This window comes from Sphingomonas mali NBRC 15500 (assembly GCF_001598415.1).
GTDB lineage: Bacteria > Pseudomonadota > Alphaproteobacteria > Sphingomonadales > Sphingomonadaceae > Sphingomonas > Sphingomonas mali.
In genome coordinates this window covers 19278-43749 of record NZ_BCYX01000005.1, presented here as the reverse complement: position 1 = coordinate 43749, position 24472 = coordinate 19278, and the positions used below count along the sequence as shown (strand labels likewise).

Here is a 24472-nt window from a genome sequence, read left to right as displayed (position 1 = left end):
TTTGATTGCTCTCCAACCCCGCTGGAGAGATCCGAGCGCACTTTTGCTGCGCCGGCGGCAGCACATCAATCCCGCGTTCAGGGGGTATCAGCGCGATAATATTGGTAAATTCAGGGTTTTCGCCCCAACGCCACCGTGTTTGAAAGCTCAGGAATCGCGCACTACCGGCGCGTGACGCGAGCGGGAGTCAGCAACCGCCTCCGCCGCGCACGATGCCGCCCAGCATGCCGCCAAGCCCTTTTGGTTTGCACCGTTTCTGTTGCCCCTGACTCTGCTGCCCATCCTCGGCTGACGCGCTACGCGCGCCCATGGACCCCATCGACATGCCCTGCGCTTCCACCCAGCTGGTCGTGGAACGGTGCCGAATCCGGGCTGTCCATTCGAGACGCCAAGGCGTGGCGTTCGAAGCCGGACGAGGAGGATAGGAGAAATCCTCCTCCGGCCCGAACGCTGTCAGCGTGCCGGCGGTGAAATCCGGCGCCGCCTGCCGCACTTCGGCTGGGATCAGGCAGCTGGTGGCGCTTGGCGGCAGGATGGTCCGGTCGCGCACCAGACCGGCCACCTGGGTCGGCGTAAGCCAGTCGGACAGCCCGCCCCCGAACTGGCGCGTGGCGCTGCTGGTCCAGATCACCATGTCGCCCATCTCACCCTTCGGCCCCATCTTGCCGCCGCTGACGAACGCCAGATATCCGGTGGCGGCGGGAATGCCGTTCCAGCTCAACAGGGTCGCGCCGCCGGCTTGCTGACGGTTGGTGGCCTGTAATGGCGACATGAAGTCCTTGGCGGCCGTGAAGGCTATTTCCGGGGCGTAATTGCTCGCGATACGATGCAGACCGATCAGCGAACTGTCGGGTTTTGCGGACTTGCCGTCGTCATAGGGCCAATGGCCGAACGTCCGGCTGTTCTGCAGGCTGGGGCCCGAATCGCGCGGGATCGTGGTCGTCCAGATGCCTGCTGGCATCTGGCCACCGGCAGCCTTGGCGAAGTCGATGATCACGGGCTGTCCCTTGGGTGCATTCGCCCCACATCCCCAGAATATCAGCAGCCGGCCCTTCGGCCTCTGCGGCAATTGATCTCCCTCCTGGCGTTCGATCTTGGGCGTGCTCAGGAGCACAGATTTGCCGAGCCTGGCGCCAGCGGGCATGAAATGTTCGGCCCTGGGCTCACCCTTGGTCGTGGCCTGCGACGACCCGAGCCTTAACAGCAGTTCGTGCTGGACATTGTTGCCCCCACGCCCACCGAACATCATCCCCATCATCGAACCGGTGCCCATCGCACCCGTGCCGGAAACCGTTCCCGCCCTGATGTCGTAGCGCGCGATCGGCGCATTCGCGGGATCGGGTGCGGCGAGCAAGGGCAGGGAAGCGATCGTCGCGGCCCCCACCGCTGTGCCCAATGCAATGCGCCGAGATACCATTGTCCAACTCCCTTGCGTTTCGAGTTCGGAAAAAAAGCGTGCTTTCTTACTGAGGATCGATGAGGCACATCGGCGCCCTACCCGGACTCATTGCCCGATCGCCGCGAGCGCCTGTGGCTCGGTGTTCAGGATCTTGCGGCTGAACTCGATGGCCATCGCTTTGGCCTGTTCGACCTCCGCGGCATTGTTCTGCTGTTTGCCGTCGGCGTAGAACAGGAGCGGCAGGCCGCCAGCGGCGATCAGCGTGTTGTACAGCGCGGTCCGGTCCTTGTTCGACAGCTTAGCGATGTCGGGCGCCTGCCCCAGCGTGGTGCCGAGCGCATCGAACACCCGGTCCTGGGCAGCGCCATCAGGCTCCTGGTCGTTATAGACAGTGCTGATCGAGACGATGAAGAAGGCGAAGGCGCCCGCGAGGTCGTTCTTCCAGCCCTTTGCGCCATATTTTTGCTCGAACAGCGTGTTTCCGGCCTGTACGACCTGCCGCAGCTGCTGCCTTTCCTGCTCGGTCGAGCCGACGCTGTCGGCCAGCTTCCGCAACGAATCGTCGCCCGGGTTCGGGACGAATTTCCCCGAGCCGGCGGCGCGCGGCTTGGCGCTCGCCAACGCCTGCGGGGTTTGCGGCGTCGGGTTGCTCGGCCGCACCGCGCGCGAATATTTCGGATATTTGGCGCAGATGCTCGGCAATTTCTCGCCCTTTTTCAGGCCGGAATCGCAGATCGCCGTTTCCACGATCTGGTTATTGATGGCGTTGTTGACGAGCCATTGCTGTGCCTGCGCCGCGGGAGCGGTGGCCATCAGCGGGACGGCGACGCAGAAGCGGTTGCGGAGGTTCATGACCGTCTCCCTGGTCGATCTCATTTGAGCGGCGTGCGCTTGAACGCCAGCGATCGACGCCGCGAGCGACGGTCCCGTCAGGGCCAGCGCTCCTTACGTCAGCGATGAAATTTCCCATCTTGGGGCCGCCGCAACAATCCCGCGTTCAGGGGATATCGGCATGATAATGTAGCCAGTTCAGCCTTTTCGTCTCGCGGCGACGACGGTCGGGATGGCCAGGGTCAATTGCGTGCCCCGTCCAGGCGCGCTTTCGATCTCTATTCGCCCGCCCATCTGGTCAGCCCGGCGACGCATGTTCGCAAGGCCGCGCCCTTCGCCGGCCGCGCCGATGGCGCTCGCCGGCTCGAATCCCATGCCGTCGTCCGACAAAATGACCAGAATGACGCCATCGTCACCCAACGTCACCGCGAGGTCGATCCTGGTAGCGGAAGCATGGCGCACAGCGTTGGCGATGCCCTCCTGCAACAGCCGATAGAGGCTGAGCAACCGCCGCACGTCCAGGCTCGGCGCGGGGATCGGCAACATGCAGCGATAGTCCATGGCAATGCCCGATCGGGCAAGTCGACCCGCCATCCGTTCCCGGAACATCGCCAGTGCCTCGTCGATCGGCTCATTGCCCGCGTCGATCGCGCTCGCCATATTGCGCAGGTCGTCTACCGCGAATTGCAGTCCCTGCTCGATTTCTGGCTCGGTCAGGCGATTCTCGCGGACATCGAGAAGAAGGTGCGTCAGCACACCGCCCACCCCGTCATGCATGTCGCGTAGCAAGCGCTGGCGCTCGGCGTCGATCGCGATCAACCGCTCCTGATGACGCAGCAATTGCGACGAGCGCAGCAGGCTGGCGTCCTGTTCGAGCACCTGACGCTCCAGATCGCTGCGTGCCTCCTCCGCCTCCTGATTGAGCCGGTGCCCCTGCAGCGCGATCTCGAACAGGATGCCGAACATCGTCAGCGGCGGGGCGAGAACCGATGCCTGCAGCGCGAAGCCAGTGGGCGGTGGCAGAAGGAACAGGTCGAAGGCAATCGAGGCAAGCGCGACGAGCAATATCGCCAGTACCCGTATCGCCGGCCCCGGCGCCGTCCGCCCCATCCGCAGCAAGGCGACGACGCCATATCCGAGCAGCAGGGTCAGCGTCATTGCATCGAGCCAGGGCACGATTGTCGCGAAGTTGGCGCCCGCGATCATGGTCGCGAGCAATATGACGAAGACGGCGATGAAACAGCCACAGGCGGCCCAGGCCTCGCGCGGTCGCCAATCGACAAAGGCGTTCACGGAAAGCGCCGCCATCGCCAACATCAGATATTCGGTGCCGTAGCGCAGCAGCGGAAACCAGACATAGGGCAGGCTCTCCGCGCCGAAGGTGGTGAGCCAGGCGTCGATGCCGACCAGAATGAGCAGCAGGCCGGTGACGCCCTGGAGGCGTGAAAACCGATTGACCGGCAACAGCACGAGCAGCGCTGCCCCCATCATCAGCTCGGTCGCGACGACCAGCCACACCATGTCGAAACGCTGGAATTTCTCCCAGTCGGCCGCCTTGTTCATACGGTCGAAAGGCCCTGCATAGGCGGTCACCGCCTTTGGGCAGGAGCTTTCCAGGCAGGCGAGCGACCATCCAATCCCCGTCGCCGCTTCGTCCCGCGTCAACAGGCTCGCCCGCGCCGGATACAGGATTACCGGCTGCCAGCCAGGGATGCGCAGCAGGGCCGGCCCTGAAAGCCCGGCAACAAAGGCGCTCGACTTGCCCTGCTCGGACGCCAGCAGCACCCGCGCTGCGGGCAACCGGTAGCGCTCCAGCGTGCCCGCCGGCTGCAATCCGGCAACGATGAGCGCATAGGCTCCCCAGAACAGCAATTGCGCGCCGAGGATGATGGCCAGCGCACGGCGCCATCCCGTCAGCCGGGGCAACAGGCTCACAGACGCAGCAGCCCACTGCGAAAGGCACGTACCATCGCCTCGCCCCGATTGCTCACGCGAAGCTTCCTGTAGATCGATTTCACATGATCGCCGATCGTGTGCGGCGATATTTCCAGCTCGGCCGCCGCCTGCCGGTTACTGTATCCGCGTGCCAGCAGCTGCAGCAGCTCGATTTCGCGTGGAGACAATGGCGGATCGGCATCATCCGGTTTCGCGTCTTCGCGTTGCCGGCGCAGGTGCCGCAGCACATAAGCGGCGATACTGGGCGACAATGGCGCGCCGCCGGTCAGCGCATCGGCGGCTTGCTGGCCGATGTCGAGGCTGTCGATATCTTTCAGCAGATAACCATCCGCGCCTGCCAGTACAGCCGCCAGCACCGTATCCTGATCGCCCAGCACCGAGAGGACGAGTATTTTCGGCTCCAGACCAGCTCGCGCGCGGATTTCCTCGATCAGTTCGATCCCGCTTCCATCGGGAAGCCCGAGATCGAGGATGAACAGGTCCACGTTCCGATCGATCAGAGCCCGTGCTCCGGCCAGCGTGCCCGTGGTGGCTACCAGCGACAAACCAACATGCGCCTCCACACCGCGCCCAACATGAGCAGCGACGAGAGGATCGTCCTCGACAATGACGACGTTCGCTTTCACTTCTCCCCACTCTCTCGTGCTTCAATGGTCTGACGGGCTGCTGCGCATCGGTCCATGTAGGGAACAGCCTCGCCGCCCGGCTGTCCGATTTCAATCCCCCGTTTACGGGGTGGTCGCTGATCCGGGCTTCAAGACGAATGAAGAGCTCTGAGGAACTAGTACACAAACGTCGGTCTTCGGACTTAGCCCCGCACACATTGCGCACCTTGAAGCAGCCGGACTCATTCCCAAACGGGCACAGCCCACGGTACCGTTCCCGCCGAAAACGGCAGAGTCCCTGCGCGATCGAGATCGAACCGCGCTACGTCGACGTTGCGATACGGCCGGCAGGCTGCGACCAGCGGCGATGCCATTCTGGACGGCATTGGCTGCACGTTCCACGAGGTCGAAACAGCGCTCTATTGAGCTCAGGGAGGGTCGGCTCCCCCGAAGCCGATCTTCACGCATATGCCTTTATTCCCCCAGCCGCATTTATCAATTGATGGAAAAATATCACACAATTTATCGAAATGCTCAATTTAGAATGATATGATAAAATGACTATTGACAGGGTAAGAAAAGATCGAGATTTGCCAGCCTGTGGGTGATCGCCAAGGCGCGATTCCACCGAGCGACGGCACCAGACCACGCGGGAGACTGAGAGTCCAAAGGACCGGGAGGGAGGAAAAATGACCATCAAGAAGGCGAACGAGGCCCAGGGGCGCAACATCGCGAAGCTGGCCGGACTGTCGACGCTGGCGCTCGCCACGATGCTGGTATGGAGTGGCGCCGCTCATGCACAGTCTGCGCCGACCAGCGACCCAGCCGCCGACAAGCCACAGGCCGTAACGCCGCTCGCCGCCGATGACGCGGCACCCCCGGCGATCGAGCAGGATCGAGACGATATCGTCGTCACGGGTACGCTGCTGCGCGGCGTCGCACCGACTGGCACCAATGTCATCGGCGTATCGCGCGACAACATCCTTGAGAACGGCGCGGCGTCGTCCAACGACCTGCTCGCGTCGATCCCACAGATCGGCAATTTCGGGACGGTTCCCGCCGGCGGCGCGGCCTTCGGCCTGCCGATCGTTCGCCCCAACATCCGCAATCTCGGCGCCTCGGGCGGCACCACTACCCTGGTCCTGCTCAACGGCCATCGCCTGGTCGGGGCGGGCGTATTGCAGACGTCGGTCGATCCCTCGATCATTCCGCCCGACGTGATCGACCGGGTCGAGGTCATCCCCGACGGCGGATCGTCGATCTACGGCTCTGACGCGATCGGTGGCGTGATCAACTTCATCACGCGCAAGCGGTTCGACGGCATCGGCGGCAATATCCGTTACGGCTTCGCCGACGACTACCGGACGGTCGACGGTAACCTGACGCTGGGCAAGGATTGGGGCAGCGGTTCGCTGCTAGTCTCCTACGCCTATGTCTGGCACGACAATATCCTCAACCGCCAGCGCAGCTATGTCAGCGCCGATAACACGCAGGAAGGCGGGCTCGATCTTCGCTCGACCACCTGCTTTCCCGGCAATGTCACGGTCGGCGCCACCAACTATGCGCTGCCCAATTTCACCGCCAACACCACCAACAGGTGCGAGCAGAATGCCTATGCGGATCTCTATCCGCGCGAAGAGCGCCATTCCGTGTTCGCCGCACTGACGCAGAAACTGGGCGAGGACGTCGATTTTTCGATGACCGCCTATTTCTCGCGGCGCGACACCACCATCATGGAAGCGCAGGGGACGCTGACCGGCACTGTCTCTGCGTTCAATCCCTATTTCCACAGCATCACCGGCGAACTCTCGCAGAGCGTCGCTCTGTCCTTCTCGGGCGCACTGGGAAACAGCCTGACCAGCCGGCAGCGATTCGATTCCTATGGAGTAACGCCCGGCTTCGCGATCTCGCTCGGCCATGGCTGGCAATTGCGCGCCGAGAGCAATTTCGGCCGGAGCTATAATGTCGTCCGCGAGGCCGCGCTCAATACCACGCTCGCGTCGGCGGCGCTCAATGGCACGACGACGGCGACCGCGCTCAATCCCTATAACCCGTCCGCGAGCAATCCGGCCTTGCTTGCCGCGATCGCCGACTACGAGAATTTCGGCGACGCGACGCAGGAACTCGCGGAGGGACGGCTGATCCTCGACGGATCGCTCGCGACCCTGCCGGGCGGCGACATCAAGCTCGCGGTCGGGACCGAATATCACTACGAGAACCTCGCGTCGCGGATTTCGCAGGACCGCCGCAACGCCTTCACCAACGCCATTTCGTCGAGCGTTTCGCGCGACGTGAAGTCCCTGTTCGGCGAATTGCTGGTCCCGATCGTGGGGGCCGGAAACGGCAGTCCGGGGCTGCGCGGTCTGCAGATTTCGGGATCGGTGCGCTATGATTCGTACAACGATGTCGGCGGCACCACCAATCCCAAGGTAGGCGTCAACTACAAGCCGTTCGACGATCTGGTGATCCGCGGCAATTACGGTACGTCGTTCCACGCACCCAGTCTTGCCGACACCACCAGTACGGCGGATTCTCGCGCCCAAATCCTGCTGTTCAGTCCGTTTCTCCGTCCTGGCGATTCGCCATTCAATTTCCTGCGGCCGACGATTGTGCTGGCGGGCGGCAATCCCGACCTGAAACCGGAACGCGCCGACACCTGGTCAGTCGGGTTCGACTGGACGCCGCGGGCTATTTCCGGACTGACGGTCAACGTCACTTACTATAACGTCAAGTTCAAGGACGCGATCGGCCTGGCACCGTTCCTGCTGCCGACGCTCTACACCGACCCTAACTACAAGAATTTCTACATCCTCAATCCGACGCTTGCGCAGACGCAGGCAGCGGTCGGCACGCTACTTCTCAACGGCGCACCGAGCCTGCAGAGCCTGTATGTCGGTACGTCGCCTTATGTTCTGATCGATGCGCGGCGGAACAACCTAGGCGCGGTGAACACCGATGGCCTGGACTTCAACCTGTCCTATGTTCGCAAGACCGGCTTCGGCGCGATCAGCGCGAACTTCGCCGGGACCTACACGCTCAGCCGCAAATCCGAAGCGATTGCCGGAGGGGCATTCAGCGACGATCTCGCCAATGGTGTCGGCCGCTTCAACTTCGTAGCGACATTGGGCGGCAAGATTTACGGCGTCACCGCGCGGGCGGCATTCAATTACAAGGGCGGCTATCCGATCCTGGGCGTCGCGCCACAGACGCGGGTCGGTGCGTTCAAGACGGTGGACCTGTTCCTGGGCTACGATCTGGCCAAGACCGGGCCGCTCAAGAACACCATGCTGACGCTCAACGTCGACAATGTGTTCAATCAGGATCCGCCTTACCTCAACAGCTCGACCGGCTATACCAATGGCAGCACCTTGGGGCGGCTGGTCTCGTTCGGTCTTCGGACCAAATTCTAAGAGGGGGCGCGTGTGCCGGTACCATCAAAGTCGTCGGCCGCGCTGCTCTTCGGTCTCGCGCTCGCCACGAGCGTGGCGGTGGCAACCCTCCCCGTTGCCACCGCCCTAGCGGATAGCGGACGGGCCGTGCCATCGGCGCTGACTGTCGAATATACCGGCGCCGCGCTCGGCATAGACGAGCCGGCACCGCGCCTGGGCTGGCATTCGCCGGCGAAACACCAGGTTGCCTGGCAAGTCCGGGTCTCAACCAGCAAGGCCGCGCTCGTTTCCGGGCAGCTGACCTGGGACAGCGGCAAAGTCGCGTCGGCGGCGGATTCTCAGATACCCTATGCCGGACCGGCGCTCACAGCCCGCACGCGCTATTGGTGGCAAGTCAGGACGTGGGACGCCGAGGGCGGCGAGAGCGATTGGAGCGCGCCCGGCTGGTGGGAAATGGGGCTGCTCAAGCCGAGCGACTGGTCGGCGAAATGGATCGCCGGGCCGGCACGCAGCGACCATGACTGGACCGATCTGAGTTTCGAAAGCGACCTCACCCTGACCGGCAAGTCGCTCGATTTGCTGTTCCGCGCGCGTCCCGCCGGCAAGACCTATGGCGAGGCCTATGTCTGGACGCTCGCCGACGACAAGGATGGGCCGGTATTGATCGAGCGTGTCCGGCGTTATCCGGGCGGCAGCAGTTCGGGCGTCAAGGTCGCCGACCTCAAGCGGGTGCCATTAACCGGCATGACGCTCAGGAATGTGCGCCATCGCGTCACGATCACCGCGCGCGGCGACAGCGTCACCACCGCGATCGACGGGCGGCTGGTCGATACCCTTACCGATGCGTCGCAAGCTCATGGGACGATCGGTTTCTCGTCGAAAGAGGCGCAGGCGGCGATCATCCATTCGGTTCGAGCGACCGGTACCGGCAGCCCAGCCTTCACCACGCGGTTCCAGGCTAACGACAATCCGTTCGTCGGCGGGGCGGTCGAAACCTCCGGCCTGATGGTCGCGAGCGGCGTTCCATCCGTCGACATCGTACTGCCGATCGAAGCGCCCGCGCCGCTCGTCCGGCGGAGCTTCATCGTGCCGGCAAAAAAGGTTGCCGCGGCGCGCCTCTACGTCGCCGGCGCTGGCTGGCCGCGGCTTCATCTAAACGGCGCGGCCGTCGGTCCTTCGGCGCTGGCGAGCGGCTTCACCGCTTATGACAAGCGCGTGCTTTATCAGACTTATGACGTGACGGACCGGATCCGCGCGGGAGCGAACGTGATCGGCGCCGAACTGGGGCGTGGTTGGTATGGGCTGACCGATCCCAATGAATGGTATTTCAACCAGGCGCCCTGGCACGCCGAACCGGCGCTCGGCGCGCAACTCGAGCTGACCTTCGCCGACGGGTCGCGCCAGACGGTCGCGACCGATGCCGGCTGGCAGACGATGTCGGGGCCGACGCTGAACGATTCGCTTCATCGCGGCGAGCGTTACGATGCCCGGCTGCTGCCCGTCGGCTGGGATCGGCCCGGCGCAGTCGGCGCCCGCTGGAACGCGGCTCGATTGGTTGCCGGCCCGGCCGGTGTCGTGCGCGCCGCCAACCTCGAACCGATCGCGCCGGTCGAGACGATTGCCCCGATGTCGATACGTGAAGTGAGGCCGGGCATCTGGGTCTATGACTTCGGGCGGATCTTTTCGGGCTGGACAGCGATCGACGTCGCCGGCCCGCGCGGCCAGACCGTCTCGCTCGTCGCCAGCGAACGGATCGGCGACGACGGCATGGTCGTGCCGGCGTCGGGCCTGATCGACGCCCAGCTGCAGACCGATCGCTACACGCTGGCGGGCACGGGACGCGAACATTGGGAGCCGAGCTTCGGCTATCGCGGGTTCCGCTATGTCGAGCTGCGCGGCTTTCCGGGCAGGCCGACGCTCGCCACGCTGACCGGCAAGGTGGCCCATTCGTCGGTTGCGGCGGTCGGAGGTTTCGCCAGCGCCAATCCACTGCTCGCCGAGATCGACCAGGCGGCGATCCGCACCATCCTCAACAACATGCACGGCTATCAGACCGATACGCCGACCTATGAGAAGAATGGCTGGACCGGCGATGCCCAGGCATCGGCCGGCGCCGCGGCGCGCAGCCTCGGCGTGGCGCGGGTGTGGAGCAAATGGCTCGCCGACTATCCCGACGCACAAGCGCCGAGCGGCGAATTGCCCGAGATCGTGCCGGCGACGCCTTATTACGGCTATGACAGGTCGCCGGGCTGGCAATTCATGTGGGGGCCGACCACGCCGTGGGACGTCGCGGCGATGATCCTGCCCTGGGAACTCTACCAGACCTATGGCGACACGCGCATCCTGGAGCGGATGCACGACACGCAGAAGCGGCTGGTTGATTATACCGCGACCGTCTTCAAGGCCCCCGACTATCGCCATGACAGCGGCCTTAGCGAATGGGCGGCACCTGGCGGGTTCGACATCTTCAATGCCAATAATGGCGGCATCGACGCGGTCACGGTCGCCTATTTCTTCCACGAAGCCGATTTGCTGGCCAAATCGTCGGCGGTGATCGGCAACCGCGCCGATGCCGAGCGTTACGCGAAGCTCGCCGCCGATATCCGCCGTGCCTACAACGCTCGATACTGGGACGCCGCCAATGGTTGGTACCGCACGATCGACAAGGGTGCCGTCAAGCCGCCCAGCCAGACACAGAATATCCTGCCGCTCGCCTTCGGCATGGTTCCCGACGGCCAGGAACAGAAGGTCGCCGACACGATCGCGGCGGATGTCGATGCGCGCGGCTTGCGCGCGGGCGTCTACGGCACACGCTATCTGCTCAATATCCTGAGCGACTATGGGCATACCGATCTCGCCTATCGCGTCGCGACCCGCACCGACGAGCCGAGCTGGGGCTTCCTGCTGAAGAACGGGCACAAGACCTTGTTCGAATCGTGGGGCCTCAATGCGAGGTCGCGCGATCACCATTATTTCGCGTCGATCTCCGACTGGTTCCGCCAGCGGCTCGGCGGGCTGCGCCCTGGTGCGCCGGGCTATCGCATCGTGCTGGTGCGGCCGACGATTCCCAAGGGCCTCGACTGGGCCGAGGCGACGATGGAGACGCCGCAGGGCAAGGCTCGCTCGGCCTGGCGGATCGCAGGCGGCAAGCTCCGGATGACCGTCACCATTCCGATGAACAGCGCCGGTGAGGTTTGGGTGCCGACGCAGTTCGGCAGTGTTTCAACACCCGCCGGAGCGGTATTTTCGCGACAGACAAATTCTGCAAGAATTTATACGATCTCTCCAGGGGCGACAGAATTTATCACGGATGGACAATGATGCGACGCCTGCTACCGCTTCTCGCCATCGCGCTGATCGCCGCGGCACCGGCTGACGAGGCGCCAGTTGCGACGACCGCCAGCGGCCCGGTGCGCGGAACGGTCGCCGATGGCGTCGCCAGCTTCAGGGGCATCCCCTATGCAGCACCGCCGGTCGGGCCATTGCGCTGGCACGCGCCCGAGCCGGTCCAGCCCTGGACTGCGCCGCGCGACGCCAGGGGTTATGGCAACGACTGCATGCAGGCGCGCTTCGCCGGAGACATTGCCAATACCACCTTGCCGATGAGTGAGGACTGCCTGTTCCTCAATGTATGGACGCCCAAACCGGCACCGGCTGGGAAGCTCGCGGTGATGGTCTATATCCATGGCGGCGGGTTTACCGGCGGGACCGGAAGCTCGGCGATCCTCGACGGCCGCCGGCTTGCCGCCCGCGGTGTCGTGGTCGTCACGCTCAATTATCGCCTCGGCCGCCTCGGCTTCTTCGCGCATCCCGCACTGACGCGCGAAGTGGGTGCTGGCGCGAACGGCAATTGGGGCCTGATGGACCAGATCGCCGCGCTCAAATGGGTGCAGCGGAATATCGCGGCATTCGGCGGCGATCCGGCCAACGTCACGATCTTCGGCGAATCCGCCGGCGGTGAATCGGTCGACCGCCTGATGGTGTCGTCGGCGGCCAAGGGATTGTTCGTCAAGGCGATCGCGGCATCGGGCGGCGGGCGCGACACTTGGCCGACCGTGGCGGCGGCCGAGACCAAGGGGATCGCGTTCGCGACCCGGGAAGGCGTCAAAGGCGACGACCTCGCCGCGCTTCGCGCACTTCCGGCCGAGAAGGTCCAGGGCGGTATCAACCTGCTCAAGAGCGACGAGGAGCATTATTCGGGCCCGATGACCGACGGCCAGATCGTCACCGGCGATGTCGACACGTTGCTGGCGGCAGGCAAGGCCAAGGACATCCGGTATATCGTCGGGTCGAACAGCGACGAGCTCGGCTTCATCCCCGCGCTGTTCATGGGCGGCTTCGTCAAGAAGACGACCGAAGCGCTGGGCGTCGGTGCCGACGCGGTGCGCGCGGCGTACGGGTCCCCCGATCTCTACAAACACAACATCCCGAGCGATTTCACCTTCAACGAGCCGGCGCTGGCATTGGCATCGCGGCAATCGGCAGGCACGCCGACCTGGCTCTATCGGTTCGGCTATGTCGTCGAGGACAAGCGTAAGTCGTTGTCCGGCGCATCGCACGCTTCCGACGTGCCGTTCCAGTTCGACAATCTGATGCTGGCCGGCGGCAAGGTAACACCCACCGACATGGCCGCGGCAAAATTGGTCGCCGACTATTGGGTCAATTTCGCCAGGACCGGTGATCCCAATGGCCCCGGCCTGCCTGCCTGGCCGCGTTTTGCGGCGACCGACGGGCAGTTGCTGGCAATCGGCACCGACACCAAGGCAGCGCCCGCCGGCAGCCCGGTGTTGCGCGCAATCGCGGCGGCGCGTGACGCCGGCAAGAAATGAGGAGACCGGACATGCGCGTGTTGACGATGCTTATGTCGGTCCTGGCGCTGCTGGGATGCGGTGGCCAGGCAGTCGCCAGCAATGCCGAAACGGTGAATCTGTGGCCCAAAGGGCCGCCCGGCAGCATGGGCGCGATGCAGGCCGAAACGACCGGCAACCAGCCGCCGTTCGGTTATGTCACCCGCAATGTCTCCGACCCGACGCTCACAGTCTTCCGGGCCGATCCCAAGATCGCCAATGGCACGGCGGTGATCGTCGCGCCGGGCGGCGGCTTCCATATCCTGTCGGTCGACAATGAAGGCGACGGCGTCGCGCGCTGGCTCAACAGCCTCGGCATCACTGCCTTCGTGCTGCATTATCGCTTGCTGCCGACCGGCGATGACGCCGCGTTGGTGCTGATGCGGCGGCTGATGAACTTCAAGGAACTCGAGGCAGCAATAGTGCCGTTGCGCCCGCTTGCCACCGCCGATGGCGAGCAGGCGATGCGCTATGTCCGCGCCAACGCGCAACGCTATGGCGTGCGCCAGGACCGGGTCGGGATGATGGGCTTCTCCGCGGGCGGCGCGGTGACGATGTGGACCGCGCTGGCGGGCAAGGCCGACAGCCGGCCCGATTTCGTCGTAGCGATGTATCCAGGGCTAGTAGGCGATCCGCTGACCGTTCCGGGCAAGGCACCGCCGCTGCTCGCGATCGTGGCCGATGACGACCCACTCGTGCGCCCCGAATCCGGCCGCCTAGTCGACGCGTGGAAGGCGGCCGGCGCGGACGCAACCCTGGTCACCTATCCGACCGGCGGACACGGCTTCGGCATCGCCAAGAAAGGCGCCGCCTCCGACGCTTGGACGGGCCGCGCGCAAACATGGTTCCGGGAAAAGGGGTTGCTGGGCAAATGAGCAGGATCGGTCTCGCCGGCGCGCTTGGTGCGCTCGCAGGTGTCGCGCTGGCGGCTGGGTTCGGCGCGGTGCCGGCCGGCGCGCTCCCTCCCGCCGACGCACCCGCCAGCGCGTGCACCGCTTTGGTCGGGTTGGCGCTCGCCGACGGCAAGGTGGTCGCGGCGGAGGACGTCGGCAAGGGCGGCATGGTCTCGACCCAGCAGGGCCAGCCCGGTCTGCCATCGCAGGCCGCCTTCTGCCGCGTCCACGCCGTGCTGACGCCGACACCGGCATCATCGATCAAGGTCGAAGTGTGGCTGCCGGCCACGACCGCGTGGAACGGCACGATGCTCGGCGCCGGTAATGGCGGCTATGGCGGCAGCCTGTTGCTGCCCCAGCTGACGATGCAGGGCGCGCTGGCCAAGGGCTATGCCACGGTCGGCACCGACATGGGTCATCTCGGCACCGCCGACACCGATGCCAAATGGGCGCTCAACCAGCCCGAGCGGATCACGGATTTCGGGCATCGCGCCAACCATCTCGCCGCCTCGGCCGGGCGGGCGGTGATCGCCGCTTATTACGGCAACAAGCCCAAGGCGGCCTATTTCCAGGGCTGCTCGGACGGCGGGCGCGAGGCGTTGATGGAGGCGCAGCGTTATCCCGACGACTATGATGCCATCATCGCGGGCGCGCCGGCCAATGCCTGGACGCGCTTGATGACCGCCTTCATGGCCGACGACCGCGCGGTATTCGCCCGCTCCGAAACGGTGATCCCCAACGACAAGCTCAAGCTGCTACAGGACGCCGCGATCGCCCAATGCGACGGCAAGGACGGCATCAAGGACGGAGTGATCGACGATCCACGTGCCTGCCGCTTCGATCCTGTCGTCTTGCAATGCAAGGCGGGCGACGGGCCGTCCTGCCTGACGGCGACCCAGGTCGGTGCCGCTCGCGCTCTCTATCGTGGCGCGGTCGGGCCAGGCGGCAAGAGCTTCTTCCCCGGTTATATGCCGGGTGCCGAAGCGGTGTCGGGCACCTGGGACACCTGGCTGACCGGGCCGAAGGCGCAGCACGGCATCTTCGCCACCGAATTCTTCCGCTACATGGTCTATTCGAACGCCGACTGGCAGCCCTCGGCGTTCAGCCTTGCCAGAGACTATGCGGCGGCGCGGCGGCTGGCGCCGATCCTCGACAGCGACAATCCCGACATCAGCGCGTTCCTGAAGCGCGGCGGCAAGCTGATCCTCTATCACGGCTGGAATGATGCCGCGATCGCGCCCGAGAATACGATCGCTTACTACCAGTCGGTCCTGAAGCGGCAGGCCGATGCGGCAGGCTCGGTGCGGTTGTTCATGGTCCCAGGCATGTCGCATTGCCTGGCCGGCCCGGGGCCGAACGTGTTCGACGCGCTTGGCACGCTCGACCAGTGGCGACAGGGGGGCGCGGCGCCCGAAAGCATGATCGCGACCAAGTATGATAACGACCTGTTCGGCTATCTCGGCTTTCCTAGCAAGCCGGTGCGGACGCGGCCGCTCTGCGCCTATCCCAAGGTCGCACGCTGGAACGGCAAGGGGTCGAGCGATGACGCCATCAACTTCACCTGCGTGGCGCCCGGCACCCAAAAATGAGCCTGACGGCCAGCCTCGTCCGCGGCACCGCGTCACCGCCGTTGATCGAGCACACGATCGGCGAGGCGCTGGCCTTGGCGGCTGCGCGTTGGGGTGACGGCGAGGCATTGGTATCGGTCGAGCAGGACATAAGGTGGACCTTCGCCGACTTGCTCGAACAGGTCGACCGTTTCGCCGCGGGTCTGCTCGCGCTCGGGCTGGAACCGGGCGAGCGGATCGGGATCTGGGCGCCTAATTGCGCCGAATGGACCGTCACTCAGTTCGCGGCAGCGCGCGCCGGGCTGATTCTGGTCACAATCAACCCGGCCTATCGAACCTCCGAAGCGGCGTTCGCGATAGGCAAAGCGGGCCTCGCGGCACTGGTGTTCGTCGATCGCTTCAAGACCAGCGATTACGCGGCGATGGTCGCGGAGATAGCGCCCGCTTCGCCCGCGTTGCGCAGGATCATCTGCGTCGGAGTGAGCGAGGGTAACGACTGGATCCGGTTCGCTGACGTGCCCGGGCACGCGCGCGGCACCGACCGCGACCGCCTGACCCCGATTGGCGCGACGCTCCAAGCGACCGCCGCGACGAACATCCAATTCACCAGTGGCACCACTGGTCAGCCCAAGGGTGCGACGCTCAGCCACCGCAACATCCTCAACAACGGCTATTTCGTGGGGCTCACCCAGGGTCTCGCACCCGGCGACCGAATCTGCATCCCGGTGCCGCTCTATCATTGTTTCGGCATGGTGATGGGCAATCTCGCGAGCATCACCCACGGCGCGACCATGGTCTATCCGGCCGCCGGGTTCGATCCCGGCGCGGTGCTTGCGGCAGTGGCGGCGGAGCGCTGCACGGCGCTCTATGGTGTGCCGACGATGTTCATCGCCTTGCTCGCGCAATCGGAATTCGCGAGCTTCGACCTGTCGTCGCTACGCACCGGCATAATGGCCGGCGCGGTCTGTCCAGAACCTTTGATGCGCCAGGTGATCGAGCGGTTGCACATGCCCGACATCACCATCGCCTACGGCATGACTGAAACCAGTCCGGTCAGTTTTCAGACCGCGATCGACGACCCTGTCGGCCGTCGCGTCGGTTCGATCGGCCGGGTCCAGCCGCATCTCGAATGCAAGCTGGTCGATGAGCAAGGTGCAATGGTGCCGCGCGGCACGCCGGGCGAGCTGTGCACGCGCGGCTATTCGGTCATGCTCGGCTATTGGGACGAGCCCGACAAGACCGAAGTGGCGATCGATGCCGATGGCTGGATGCATTCGGGCGATCTCGCGGTGATCGACGCCGACGGTTACGCGACCATCGTCGGGCGGCTCAAGGACATGGTGATCCGCGGGGGCGAGAATATCTATCCGCGCGAGATCGAGGAATTCCTCTACTCGCATCCGGCGGTCGAGGACGTCGCGGTGATCGGCGTCCCCGATGATCGCATGGGCGAGGAACTGTGCGCCTGGATCCGGCTGCGCGCCGGGGCCACCGGCGACGAGGAGGAGGTCCGCGCCTTCTGCCGCGATCGCATCGCGCATTACAAAGTGCCGCGCTACGTCCGCTTCGTCGACCAATTCCCCACCACCGTGACCGGCAAGGTCCAGAAATATCTGATCCGCGAGGCGATGGTCGCCGAGCTCGGCGACAGCGAATGCGCCGTCGCCCCACAAGAAGGATGAACCCATGAAGCTTCTCTCGCTCGCTGCCCTGCTGCTGATCCCGGCCGCCGCCTCGGCCCAGACCAGCCCGCCGTCTGCGGCCACCGCGCCCACGCCTCCGGCACCGGCGCCCGCCGCGCCGGCGGAAGCCGCGAAGTTCACACTCGATACGCCGATCCAGGACATCGTTGCCGATGCCGCGGGAAAGGCGGTGCTCGAAAAGAATCTGCCCGGACTGATCGGCTTGCCGCAATATGAGATGTTCAAGGCAATCGGCCTCAAGCAGCTCCAGGCCTATTCGGATGGCAAGCTGACCGATGAGATGCTGGCAAAGACGGCGACCGACCTCGCGACGATCAAGTGATGCGCAAAGGGGGAATGGTGCGCGTCGCGGCCGCCACACTGGCAATCGCGGGCTTTGCCATCGGCGTACAGGCGGGGCCGGGCAAGGATCGCATGATCTATCGCGACAAGGCCGCCCCGCTCGACCGGCGGGTCGACGATTTGATGGCGCGGCTGACGCTCGAGGAGAAAGTGTCGCTGCTTGCCGGCGACACCTCGATGACGCTCCACGCCATTCCCCGGCTCGGCGTTCCCGATGTCAAGATGACCGACGGGCCGACCGGCGTGCGCTCGCCCGAGGACGAGCCGGCGACGGTCTTTCCGGTCGGTGTCGCGCTGGCGGCGACCTGGAATCCGGATCTCATCCGCGCGGTCGGCAGCGCGATCGCGGGTGAGGCGCGTGGCTATGGCGCGTCGGTGCTGCTCGCGCCGACGGTCAATATCGTCCGCACACCGCGCTGGGGCCGAAATTTCGAGAGCTATTCGGAAGACCCGGTGCTCGCCGGCCGGCTCGCGCTCGGCTATGTCCGCGGCGTGCAGGGTGGCGGGGTCGGCGTGTCGATCAAGCATTTCGCCGCCAACAATCAAGAAACCAACCGCTTCGTGGTCAATTCGGTGGTCGGCGAGCGAGCGCTTCGCGAGATCTACCTGCCGGCATTCGAGACGGTGGTGAAGCAGGCCGATCCGTGGTCGGTGATGGCGTCATACAACAAGATCAACGGCACCTATGCCAGCGAAAATCGCTGGTTGTTGACCGATCTGCTCAAGAAGGAATGGGGCTATCGCGGCTTCGTCGTGTCGGACTGGGGCGCGACGCATTCGACCGTCGCGGCAGCCAATGCCGGGCTCGATCTCGAAATGCCCGGCCCAGCCAAATTCTTCGGCGACAAGCTAGCCGCCGCGGTCAGAGCGGCCGAGGTCAGCCCGGCGCAGCTCGACGACAATGTCCGCCGCATCGTCCGGCTGATCGTACGCAGCGGCGTGCTCAATGGCCCACTCCCCCCGGGCGAGATTGGTGGCAATCGCCACCGCGCGGTCGCGCGTGCGGCGGCCGATGAGGCGATCGTCTTGCTCAAGAATGCCGGGGTGCTCCCGCTCAAGCCGGGCATCCGCACCCTTGCGGTGATCGGTCCCAATGCCGATGTCGCGCGAATCCAGGGCGGCGGCAGCTCGGCTGTCGCGCCCTTCGCCAAATTGCAGACTCCGCTCGAGGCGATCCGCGCGGCACTGCCCGGGGTCGAGGTGATCTATGCCAAGGGCGTCGACAGCGAGGAGACGCCACCGACCGCCGATCCCCGATTGTTCAGTCCAGCCACCGGCAGTGGCGACACCGGCCTGACCGCCACCTATTTCGCCACTCCCGACCTGAGCGGCACGCCGACCCGGAGCGAGCGGGCGACCGATTTCACCAAGCGGATCAGCGGCAATATCGCCGGCCCCCAGGCGACCGGTTATGCCGCGCTGCGCTGGTCGGGGATCTTTCGCGCGCCGGCCAGCGGCATGTACGAATTCAGCGTGCGCGGCACCGGTTCGGCCGTGCTGATGTTCGAGGGCCAGACCATCCTCGACAAGGCTATCCCGGCGACGCCCGACAATCGTGACGTCATCGGCTTTCCGGTGGGGCGGCGCACGGTCAAGCTCACCTTGGAAAGCGGCAAGACCTATCCTGTCCAGCTCGACTATCGGACCGGCCAGACGCCGTATGAATCGCTGTCGTTCGGCGTCCGCCTGCCGCGTCCCGATTTTGACGCCGCGATCGCCGTGGCGAAGCGTGCCGAAGCGGTGGTGGTGATCGCCGGATCGGCGTCGATGACCGAAGGCGAAGGCTATGACCGGCCGTCGATCGACTTGCCGGGCGAGCAGGACCGGCTGATCGCCGCGGTCGCCGCGGCCAATCCGTCGACCGTGGTGGTGGTCAATGCCGGCGCGGCGATGACCATGCCCTGGGCCGGACAGGTTCCCGGCATTGTCGACATGTGGCTGCCGGGCCAGGAAGGCGCGGGCGCGCTTGCCGCCGTGCTGACCGGCAAGGTCAACCCTTCCGGCAAGCTGCCGGTGACCTTCCCGATGAAGAGCGCCGACGATCCGGCGGTGCTGACCGATGCCAAGAGCAACTATAGCGAGGGCCTGCTGGTCGGCTATCGCGGCTACGAAGCAAGATCGATTGTGCCGCTGTTCGCGTTCGGGCACGGTCTGTCCTATACCACCTTCGCCTATGGCGACCTGACCGCCCCGTCGTCTGTCCGGCCCGGCAAACCCGTCGCTGTTCAACTATCGCTCAGGAACACCGGAAAGGTCGCCGGCAAGGAGGTCGTTCAGCTTTACGTCGCGCGAGCCGATCGAACGCCTGAGGAGCCAATCAAGCAGCTGAAGGCCTTTGCCAAGGTGGAGCTGCAGCCCGGCGAGACGAAGACGGTGAGGCTGAATCTCGACACCCGCGCGTTCGCCTATTGGGACGTGGCGACGCATCGCTGGATGGCGCGTGCCGGAATCTACCAGCTATTGATTGGCGGCGGCTCCGACGACATCCGAGTGAGGAAGAACGTGCAGGTGAGCTCGACCGGCCCGGTGGAATGATCGCGAATCCGTCGTTCGGAGACCGGTTCGCTTTGGGCTGACAGCACCCAGCTGTCCGTCAGCCGACGACCGTCGTCGCTCAAAAGCCCCTCGTTAGCCAAACCGCAGTTCCGCGAACGGAGCTGGGGGAGAGCCGTTCCGTCGCGCGCCAAAAATATCGAATGATTGACAATGTCACGAATCCGATAAAATATTAGTGATAAATATAGTAATTTATCGGGAGAGGTGAATGCTCAGTTTTCGATTCCGGGTGGCTGGAAGCGTCGCCGTCAGCATGTTGGCGCTAAGCTGGGCGACCGCAGCACAGGCGCAGGACGTGCCGCAGGACAAGCCGGCGCCCGATACGCAGGCCCCGGGCACGCCGGCCGCGACATCGCAGGCACAGCCGTTCGACACGCGCGGCGACATCGTCATCACCGCGCAGCGCCGCGCCGAGAATCTGCAGGATGTACCGCTGTCGGTCGCGGTGATCGGCGGCGACAAGCTCACCTCGCTCAAGTTCAACGAGACCAGCGACCTGCAATATATGGTCCCCAGCGTGACGCTGACCAACGCGGCGGGACCGCGCAATTTCGGTTTCTTCATTCGCGGCATCGGCACCAGCACCTTTTCGTCCGAGGCGATCGAGGGCAGCGTCGCCTATGTCCTGGACGGAGTCGTCATGGGCCAGGCCGGAGCGTCGCTCGGCGACCTCCCCGATATCGAGCGGATCGAAGTGCTGCGCGGGCCGCAGGGCACCTTGTTCGGCAAGAATGCATCGGCCGGCGTGGTCAACGTCGTGACCAAGCGGCCGTCCAAGGAATTGACCGGCAATGCGAGCGTCAGTTGGGGCTGGCCGGACAATGACCGTCGCTTCAGCGCCTATCTGTCGGGGCCGATCACCGACACGCTTCGCTTCTCGATCTCGGGACGGCGCAACAAGCGCGACGGCTATGTCACTAACATGTTTGACGGCCGCAAGCTCAACGACCGCGACGATTGGGGCGGGCGCGCCAAGCTCGAATGGGAGCCGACCGCCAACCTGACGCTGACCGGCATCGCCGATTATTACAAGCGCGACTCCAGTTGCTGCGTGTGGACGCTCTATTCGGTGGGGACGCCCCCGGGCGCGCCCGAACTGATCCAGATCGCAAAAGGCATCAAACCGGGCAGGGACAATCTCGACCAGGATATCAATGGCAACGTCTTCTCGAACGCCAAGGGCAAGGGCGTGTCGCTCCAGGCCGATTATCGCCTGGGCGGCTTCACGCTGACCTCGATCACTGCGTGGCGGACTTGGGAGACGACCGACGGGCTCGATTCGGATTCGGCGCCGATCAACTTGCTCGACGTCAATTACGCGCATTTCACCCAGTCGCAGTTCAGCCAGGAAATCCGGCTGGCCTCGCCGACCGGCAAGCTGATCGATTACGTGCTCGGCGCCTATTATTTCGACGCCGACGTCAATTCGCGATCGACCCAGATCTTCGCAACGGTGCCGCTGCCGTTCTTCAATCGCCGCGCGCACATCACCTCGGATTCGCGCAATATGGCGTTGTTCGGCCAAGCCAATCTCAACATATCGAAATCGTTCAAGCTGATCGGCGGGCTGCGCTACCTCAAGGACCGCGTGGAAGCAGCCAAGGACCGGCAGGACCCGGCCTATCACCTGACCGATTCGGACCGGAAGGCTGAACAATCCTACGCCCTGGTGTGGCGCGCGGGCGCGCAATACGACATCACCAAGGACGCCAACGTGTTCGCCACCGTCACCCGAGGGTTCAAGGGCGGCGGGTTCGACACCAATATCGGTGTCAGGACCTTGCGCTATGTGAAGCCCGAGCGGCCGACAAATTACGAAGTCGGTCTCCGCACCTATTGGCCCGACGCGCGCGTGACGTTCAACGTCACTGCCTTCTACACGCATGTCGACAATTACCAGACGGCGGGCCGCGACCCGGTAACCGCGACCTATCCGATCGTCAGCAGCGAGGCGAAGACCAAGGGCGTCGAGTTCGATCTCGGCTGGCGGCCGATCGCGGCGACCGACCTCAACCTGGTGCTGAGCGGCTCCTATGTCGATGCACGCTGGGGCGATTTCCCCAACGCGCCGTGCTTTGGCGGCCAGACCGTGGCGGAAGGATGCGTGCCGGCGCCCGGATCGCCGGCGGGATCGCCCGGGGTGCAGCAGAATCTGACCGACGCGCCGCTACCCTATTCGCCCAAATGGCAATTGAATGCGGGCGGTTCGTATGGCGTCGATTTGTCGTCCAGGCTCAAGCTGCAGTTCGACCTGTCGGCGAGCTATCGCTCGTCGCAGCTGATCGCCTTCCCCAACAATCCGCGCACGCGGCAGGACGGCTATGTGCTGGTCAACGGCGCGATCGCGCTGGCCAGCGGCAAGCTGTGGAAACTGTCGGTCTATGGCAAGAACCTGCTCGACGAGCATTTCGCGGTGACGATGTTCTCGACCCCGTTCGGCAGTGCGCGCAGCCTGAGCCAGTTCCGGCCGTACGAATCGCAACGGTCGGCGGGGCTTTCGCTCGATGTCGGTTTCTGAACCACGCGATGCGGACGGGGAGGCTTCGCCCCCTCCCCGCCTGTTCGCAGGATTGAGCTTCGTCACGATCGCCGACCTGCCGTCCTGGTCGTCGGGGCCGAAGGGTGACACCGCAGAAATCTATGCCGCGCTCGGCGAGGCGGGATATGAGGGCATCCAAACGCTCGAGCCCGCGACCGCTCGCGGCGCCGGGCTGGTCCCGTTCGGGATCGCGCGGGTGATCGACGATCTCGACCAACTTCGCGCGGTCACGCGGCACTGGCGTGACCAGGGCTGCGCCTGCACCACGGTACAACTCGGCACCGGGCTGGAAGAAGATGACGATCTGTGGCGGCTCGCCGAGGGCATGCTGCAGATCTCCGAGCAGGAGCGCCACGTGCTCCACCTCGAAACGCATCGCGCGACGATGACGCAGGACATCCGGCGGACGCTCGGGCTGATCGAGCGCTTCCCCGAGCTGACCTTCAACGGCGATTTCGCGCATTGGTATATCGGTCACGAACTGCCGTATGGCGATATCGAGGCCAAGCTGATCGCCATGCGCCCGGTGTTCGAGCGCGTCCGCTTCCTCCACTTGCGCGTCTCGTCCGGCGCGTTCGGCCAGCTCACCGCGAGCGACCCGGCCGAAGCGCAGCATCTCGCCATCTTCCGGCAGATGTGGACGGAGAGCATCGGCGGCTTCCTCCTCACCGCCCGCTCCGGGGACTATTTGCCCGCGCTTTGCGAATTGCTCCCCGCGCGCACTTTTTATCCCAAGATGGTCACCGGCCCCGATGGCAACCCGCGCGAGGAAAGCGACCGCTGGACGGAGGCCACATTCCTCACCGAGCAGGCGCGCGCCTGTTTCGACGCTGCCGTCCTGGGCACCGCCGCATCGGCGCCTCAGGTCCTGCCGATGCTCGCGAGCAACGATGGCCGCCAATAGCCGTCAAGCCGAAGGGACGCGGAAACACCCACGCGACGATCGGCCGCGGCTGGAAGGCGTGCTGGTTGCGCGGGCGCGAGGCTTGTCTAATAGTCACGGCGTGCCGACCGACATTCCATCCGTAAAGAATTTCACCGCGCCATCGGCTATCGCCCCGGTCGATCCCAAGCGGAATCCGACGCTGGCGGTGCAATATTGGCTCGGCCGCGACATTGTCCGCGGTGTCTTCGCGCCGCTCGAACGGCTCAAGATCGAGCAACTCGTAGCTTTCTACGATGTCGGACACAGCCCCGTGCGCGAAGCGATTTTATTGTTGTCGACCAGTGGATTGGTGATCCATGAGCACCAGAAGGGACATCGCGTCGCGCCTGTCTCGCTGGCCGATTACGACGATCTGATCCGCGCCTATCGCAAGATCTATCAGCTGATGCTCGACAGCGCGCTCAAACACGGCGACGACGCCTGGGAAGAAGCAGTGGTGCTCCAGCTCCACCGCTCGCTTAAGGTCGAGAAGAATTTCGACGACCCCGAGCATCGCGAGATGTGGCAGCTCGCTTATTCGACGCTGCACTGGACCTTACTGTCGGGCTGCGGCTCGCCGATCCTGATGCGGATCTGGGCCGATCTTGGCGGGCGGCTCGAACGCTATGTCAATTTGTTCGCCGATCTCGAGATCGATCGCGTGCTCGACCATCACAGCAAGCATCGCGAAATCGTCGACGCGGTGGTGCACCGCGATGCCGAGCGGCTGCACGAGCTCGTCGCCGACATGTTCGAGATGGGCGTGCAGTTCCACCAGACGATCAGCCATACGCTGTCCAGCTACGAAAAGTCCGCTCACGCAGACTCCGCGCCGGATATGGAGGGTGCGCCGCGCAAGCGCGGACGGCCTCGCAAAAATCCGCGTTAAAATAGATAAATTCTCTAGCTAATTAGCGAT

15 protein-coding genes are annotated in these 24472 nt (G+C 64.7%); 11 read left to right on the top strand and 4 right to left on the bottom strand.

Translation table 11 applies throughout. The features are described from left to right. Positions 1 to 187 precede the first annotated feature (187 nt). The 4 genes from SMA01S_RS06140 to SMA01S_RS06125 form a co-directional block, all read right to left on the bottom strand. Complete coding sequence (locus SMA01S_RS06140) at positions 188 to 1417, bottom strand: hypothetical protein (RefSeq protein ID WP_066819400.1); 1230 nt, start codon at positions 1415 to 1417, stop codon at positions 188 to 190. Between the two features lie 87 nt (positions 1418 to 1504). Beyond that, the gene (locus SMA01S_RS06135; RefSeq protein ID WP_066819397.1) at positions 1505 to 2251 is read right to left on the bottom strand and encodes a DUF6683 family protein; all 747 of its coding nucleotides are present in this window, start codon (positions 2249 to 2251) and stop codon (positions 1505 to 1507) included. 177 nt (positions 2252 to 2428) lie between these two features. Beyond that, a complete protein-coding gene (locus SMA01S_RS06130) occupies positions 2429 to 4165 on the bottom strand; it encodes a sensor histidine kinase (protein WP_066819394.1) in 1737 nt (578 codons plus the stop codon). After that, positions 4162 to 4812 carry a response regulator gene (locus SMA01S_RS06125; protein ID WP_066819392.1) on the bottom strand — a complete coding sequence of 217 codons (651 nt, stop codon included), beginning with the start codon at positions 4810 to 4812 and terminating at the stop codon, positions 4162 to 4164. Before SMA01S_RS06125 ends, SMA01S_RS06130 begins: the two co-directional genes overlap by 4 nt. A gap of 668 nt (positions 4813 to 5480) precedes the next feature. On the opposite strand from SMA01S_RS06125, the gene SMA01S_RS06120 reads away from it, so the two are divergent. From SMA01S_RS06120 to SMA01S_RS06070, 11 genes are all read left to right on the top strand, one after another. Further along, on the top strand, positions 5481 to 8201 hold the full coding sequence (locus tag SMA01S_RS06120; RefSeq protein WP_066819391.1) for a TonB-dependent receptor: 2721 nt from the start codon (positions 5481 to 5483) through the stop codon (positions 8199 to 8201). A gap of 12 nt (positions 8202 to 8213) precedes the next feature. Beyond that, positions 8214 to 11501, top strand: coding sequence for a family 78 glycoside hydrolase catalytic domain (locus tag SMA01S_RS06115; protein ID WP_157093829.1), 3288 nt, complete (start codon positions 8214 to 8216; stop codon positions 11499 to 11501). Continuing rightward, complete coding sequence (locus tag SMA01S_RS06110; protein WP_066819379.1) at positions 11498 to 13009, top strand: carboxylesterase/lipase family protein; 1512 nt, start codon at positions 11498 to 11500, stop codon at positions 13007 to 13009. The genes SMA01S_RS06115 and SMA01S_RS06110 overlap by 4 nt, the downstream gene beginning before the upstream one ends. 11 nt (positions 13010 to 13020) lie before the next feature. Further along, a complete protein-coding gene (locus SMA01S_RS06105; protein WP_169804202.1) occupies positions 13021 to 13902 on the top strand; it encodes an alpha/beta hydrolase in 882 nt (293 codons plus the stop codon). Then, on the top strand, positions 13899 to 15509 hold the full coding sequence (locus tag SMA01S_RS06100) for a tannase/feruloyl esterase family alpha/beta hydrolase (RefSeq protein ID WP_066819373.1): 1611 nt from the start codon (positions 13899 to 13901) through the stop codon (positions 15507 to 15509). Before SMA01S_RS06105 ends, SMA01S_RS06100 begins: the two co-directional genes overlap by 4 nt. Then, positions 15506 to 17170: an AMP-binding protein gene (locus SMA01S_RS06095; protein WP_066819367.1), complete on the top strand. Its 1665-nt coding sequence runs from the start codon at positions 15506 to 15508 to the stop codon at positions 17168 to 17170. The genes SMA01S_RS06100 and SMA01S_RS06095 overlap by 4 nt, the downstream gene beginning before the upstream one ends. A 4-nt stretch (positions 17171 to 17174) precedes the next feature. Further along, on the top strand, positions 17175 to 17513 hold the full coding sequence (locus SMA01S_RS06090) for a hypothetical protein (RefSeq protein WP_066819365.1): 339 nt from the start codon (positions 17175 to 17177) through the stop codon (positions 17511 to 17513). Further along, on the top strand, positions 17513 to 20068 hold the full coding sequence (locus tag SMA01S_RS06085; protein WP_084250134.1) for a beta-glucosidase H: 2556 nt from the start codon (positions 17513 to 17515) through the stop codon (positions 20066 to 20068). Before SMA01S_RS06090 ends, SMA01S_RS06085 begins: the two co-directional genes overlap by 1 nt. Positions 20069 to 20297: 229 nt before the next feature. Next, positions 20298 to 22607: a TonB-dependent receptor gene (locus SMA01S_RS06080; RefSeq protein WP_084250133.1), complete on the top strand. Its 2310-nt coding sequence runs from the start codon at positions 20298 to 20300 to the stop codon at positions 22605 to 22607. Continuing rightward, a complete protein-coding gene (locus tag SMA01S_RS24805; RefSeq protein WP_169804201.1) occupies positions 22594 to 23532 on the top strand; it encodes a hypothetical protein in 939 nt (312 codons plus the stop codon). Before SMA01S_RS06080 ends, SMA01S_RS24805 begins: the two co-directional genes overlap by 14 nt. A gap of 100 nt (positions 23533 to 23632) precedes the next feature. Continuing rightward, on the top strand, positions 23633 to 24442 hold the full coding sequence (locus SMA01S_RS06070) for a GntR family transcriptional regulator (RefSeq protein ID WP_169804200.1): 810 nt from the start codon (positions 23633 to 23635) through the stop codon (positions 24440 to 24442). The last annotated feature ends 30 nt before the right edge of the window (positions 24443 to 24472 follow it).

Excerpts from the sequence above, each read along its gene's own strand:
- SMA01S_RS06095 (WP_066819367.1), top strand. The coding sequence starts at position 15,506 with ATGAGCCTGACGGCCAGCCTCGTCCGCGGCACCGCGTCACCGCCGTTG.
- SMA01S_RS06090 (WP_066819365.1), top strand. The coding sequence starts at position 17,175 with ATGAAGCTTCTCTCGCTCGCTGCCCTGCTGCTGATCCCGGCCGCCGCC.
- SMA01S_RS06100 (WP_066819373.1), top strand. The coding sequence starts at position 13,899 with ATGAGCAGGATCGGTCTCGCCGGCGCGCTTGGTGCGCTCGCAGGTGTC.
- SMA01S_RS06080 (WP_084250133.1), top strand. The coding sequence starts at position 20,298 with ATGCTCAGTTTTCGATTCCGGGTGGCTGGAAGCGTCGCCGTCAGCATG.
- SMA01S_RS06120 (WP_066819391.1), top strand. The coding sequence starts at position 5,481 with ATGACCATCAAGAAGGCGAACGAGGCCCAGGGGCGCAACATCGCGAAG.
- SMA01S_RS24805 (WP_169804201.1), top strand. The coding sequence starts at position 22,594 with ATGTCGGTTTCTGAACCACGCGATGCGGACGGGGAGGCTTCGCCCCCT.
- SMA01S_RS06135 (WP_066819397.1), bottom strand. The coding sequence starts at position 2,251 with ATGAACCTCCGCAACCGCTTCTGCGTCGCCGTCCCGCTGATGGCCACC.
- SMA01S_RS06085 (WP_084250134.1), top strand. The coding sequence starts at position 17,513 with ATGCGCAAAGGGGGAATGGTGCGCGTCGCGGCCGCCACACTGGCAATC.
- SMA01S_RS06140 (WP_066819400.1), bottom strand. The coding sequence starts at position 1,417 with ATGGTATCTCGGCGCATTGCATTGGGCACAGCGGTGGGGGCCGCGACG.
- SMA01S_RS06105 (WP_169804202.1), top strand. The coding sequence starts at position 13,021 with ATGCGCGTGTTGACGATGCTTATGTCGGTCCTGGCGCTGCTGGGATGC.
- SMA01S_RS06110 (WP_066819379.1), top strand. The coding sequence starts at position 11,498 with ATGATGCGACGCCTGCTACCGCTTCTCGCCATCGCGCTGATCGCCGCG.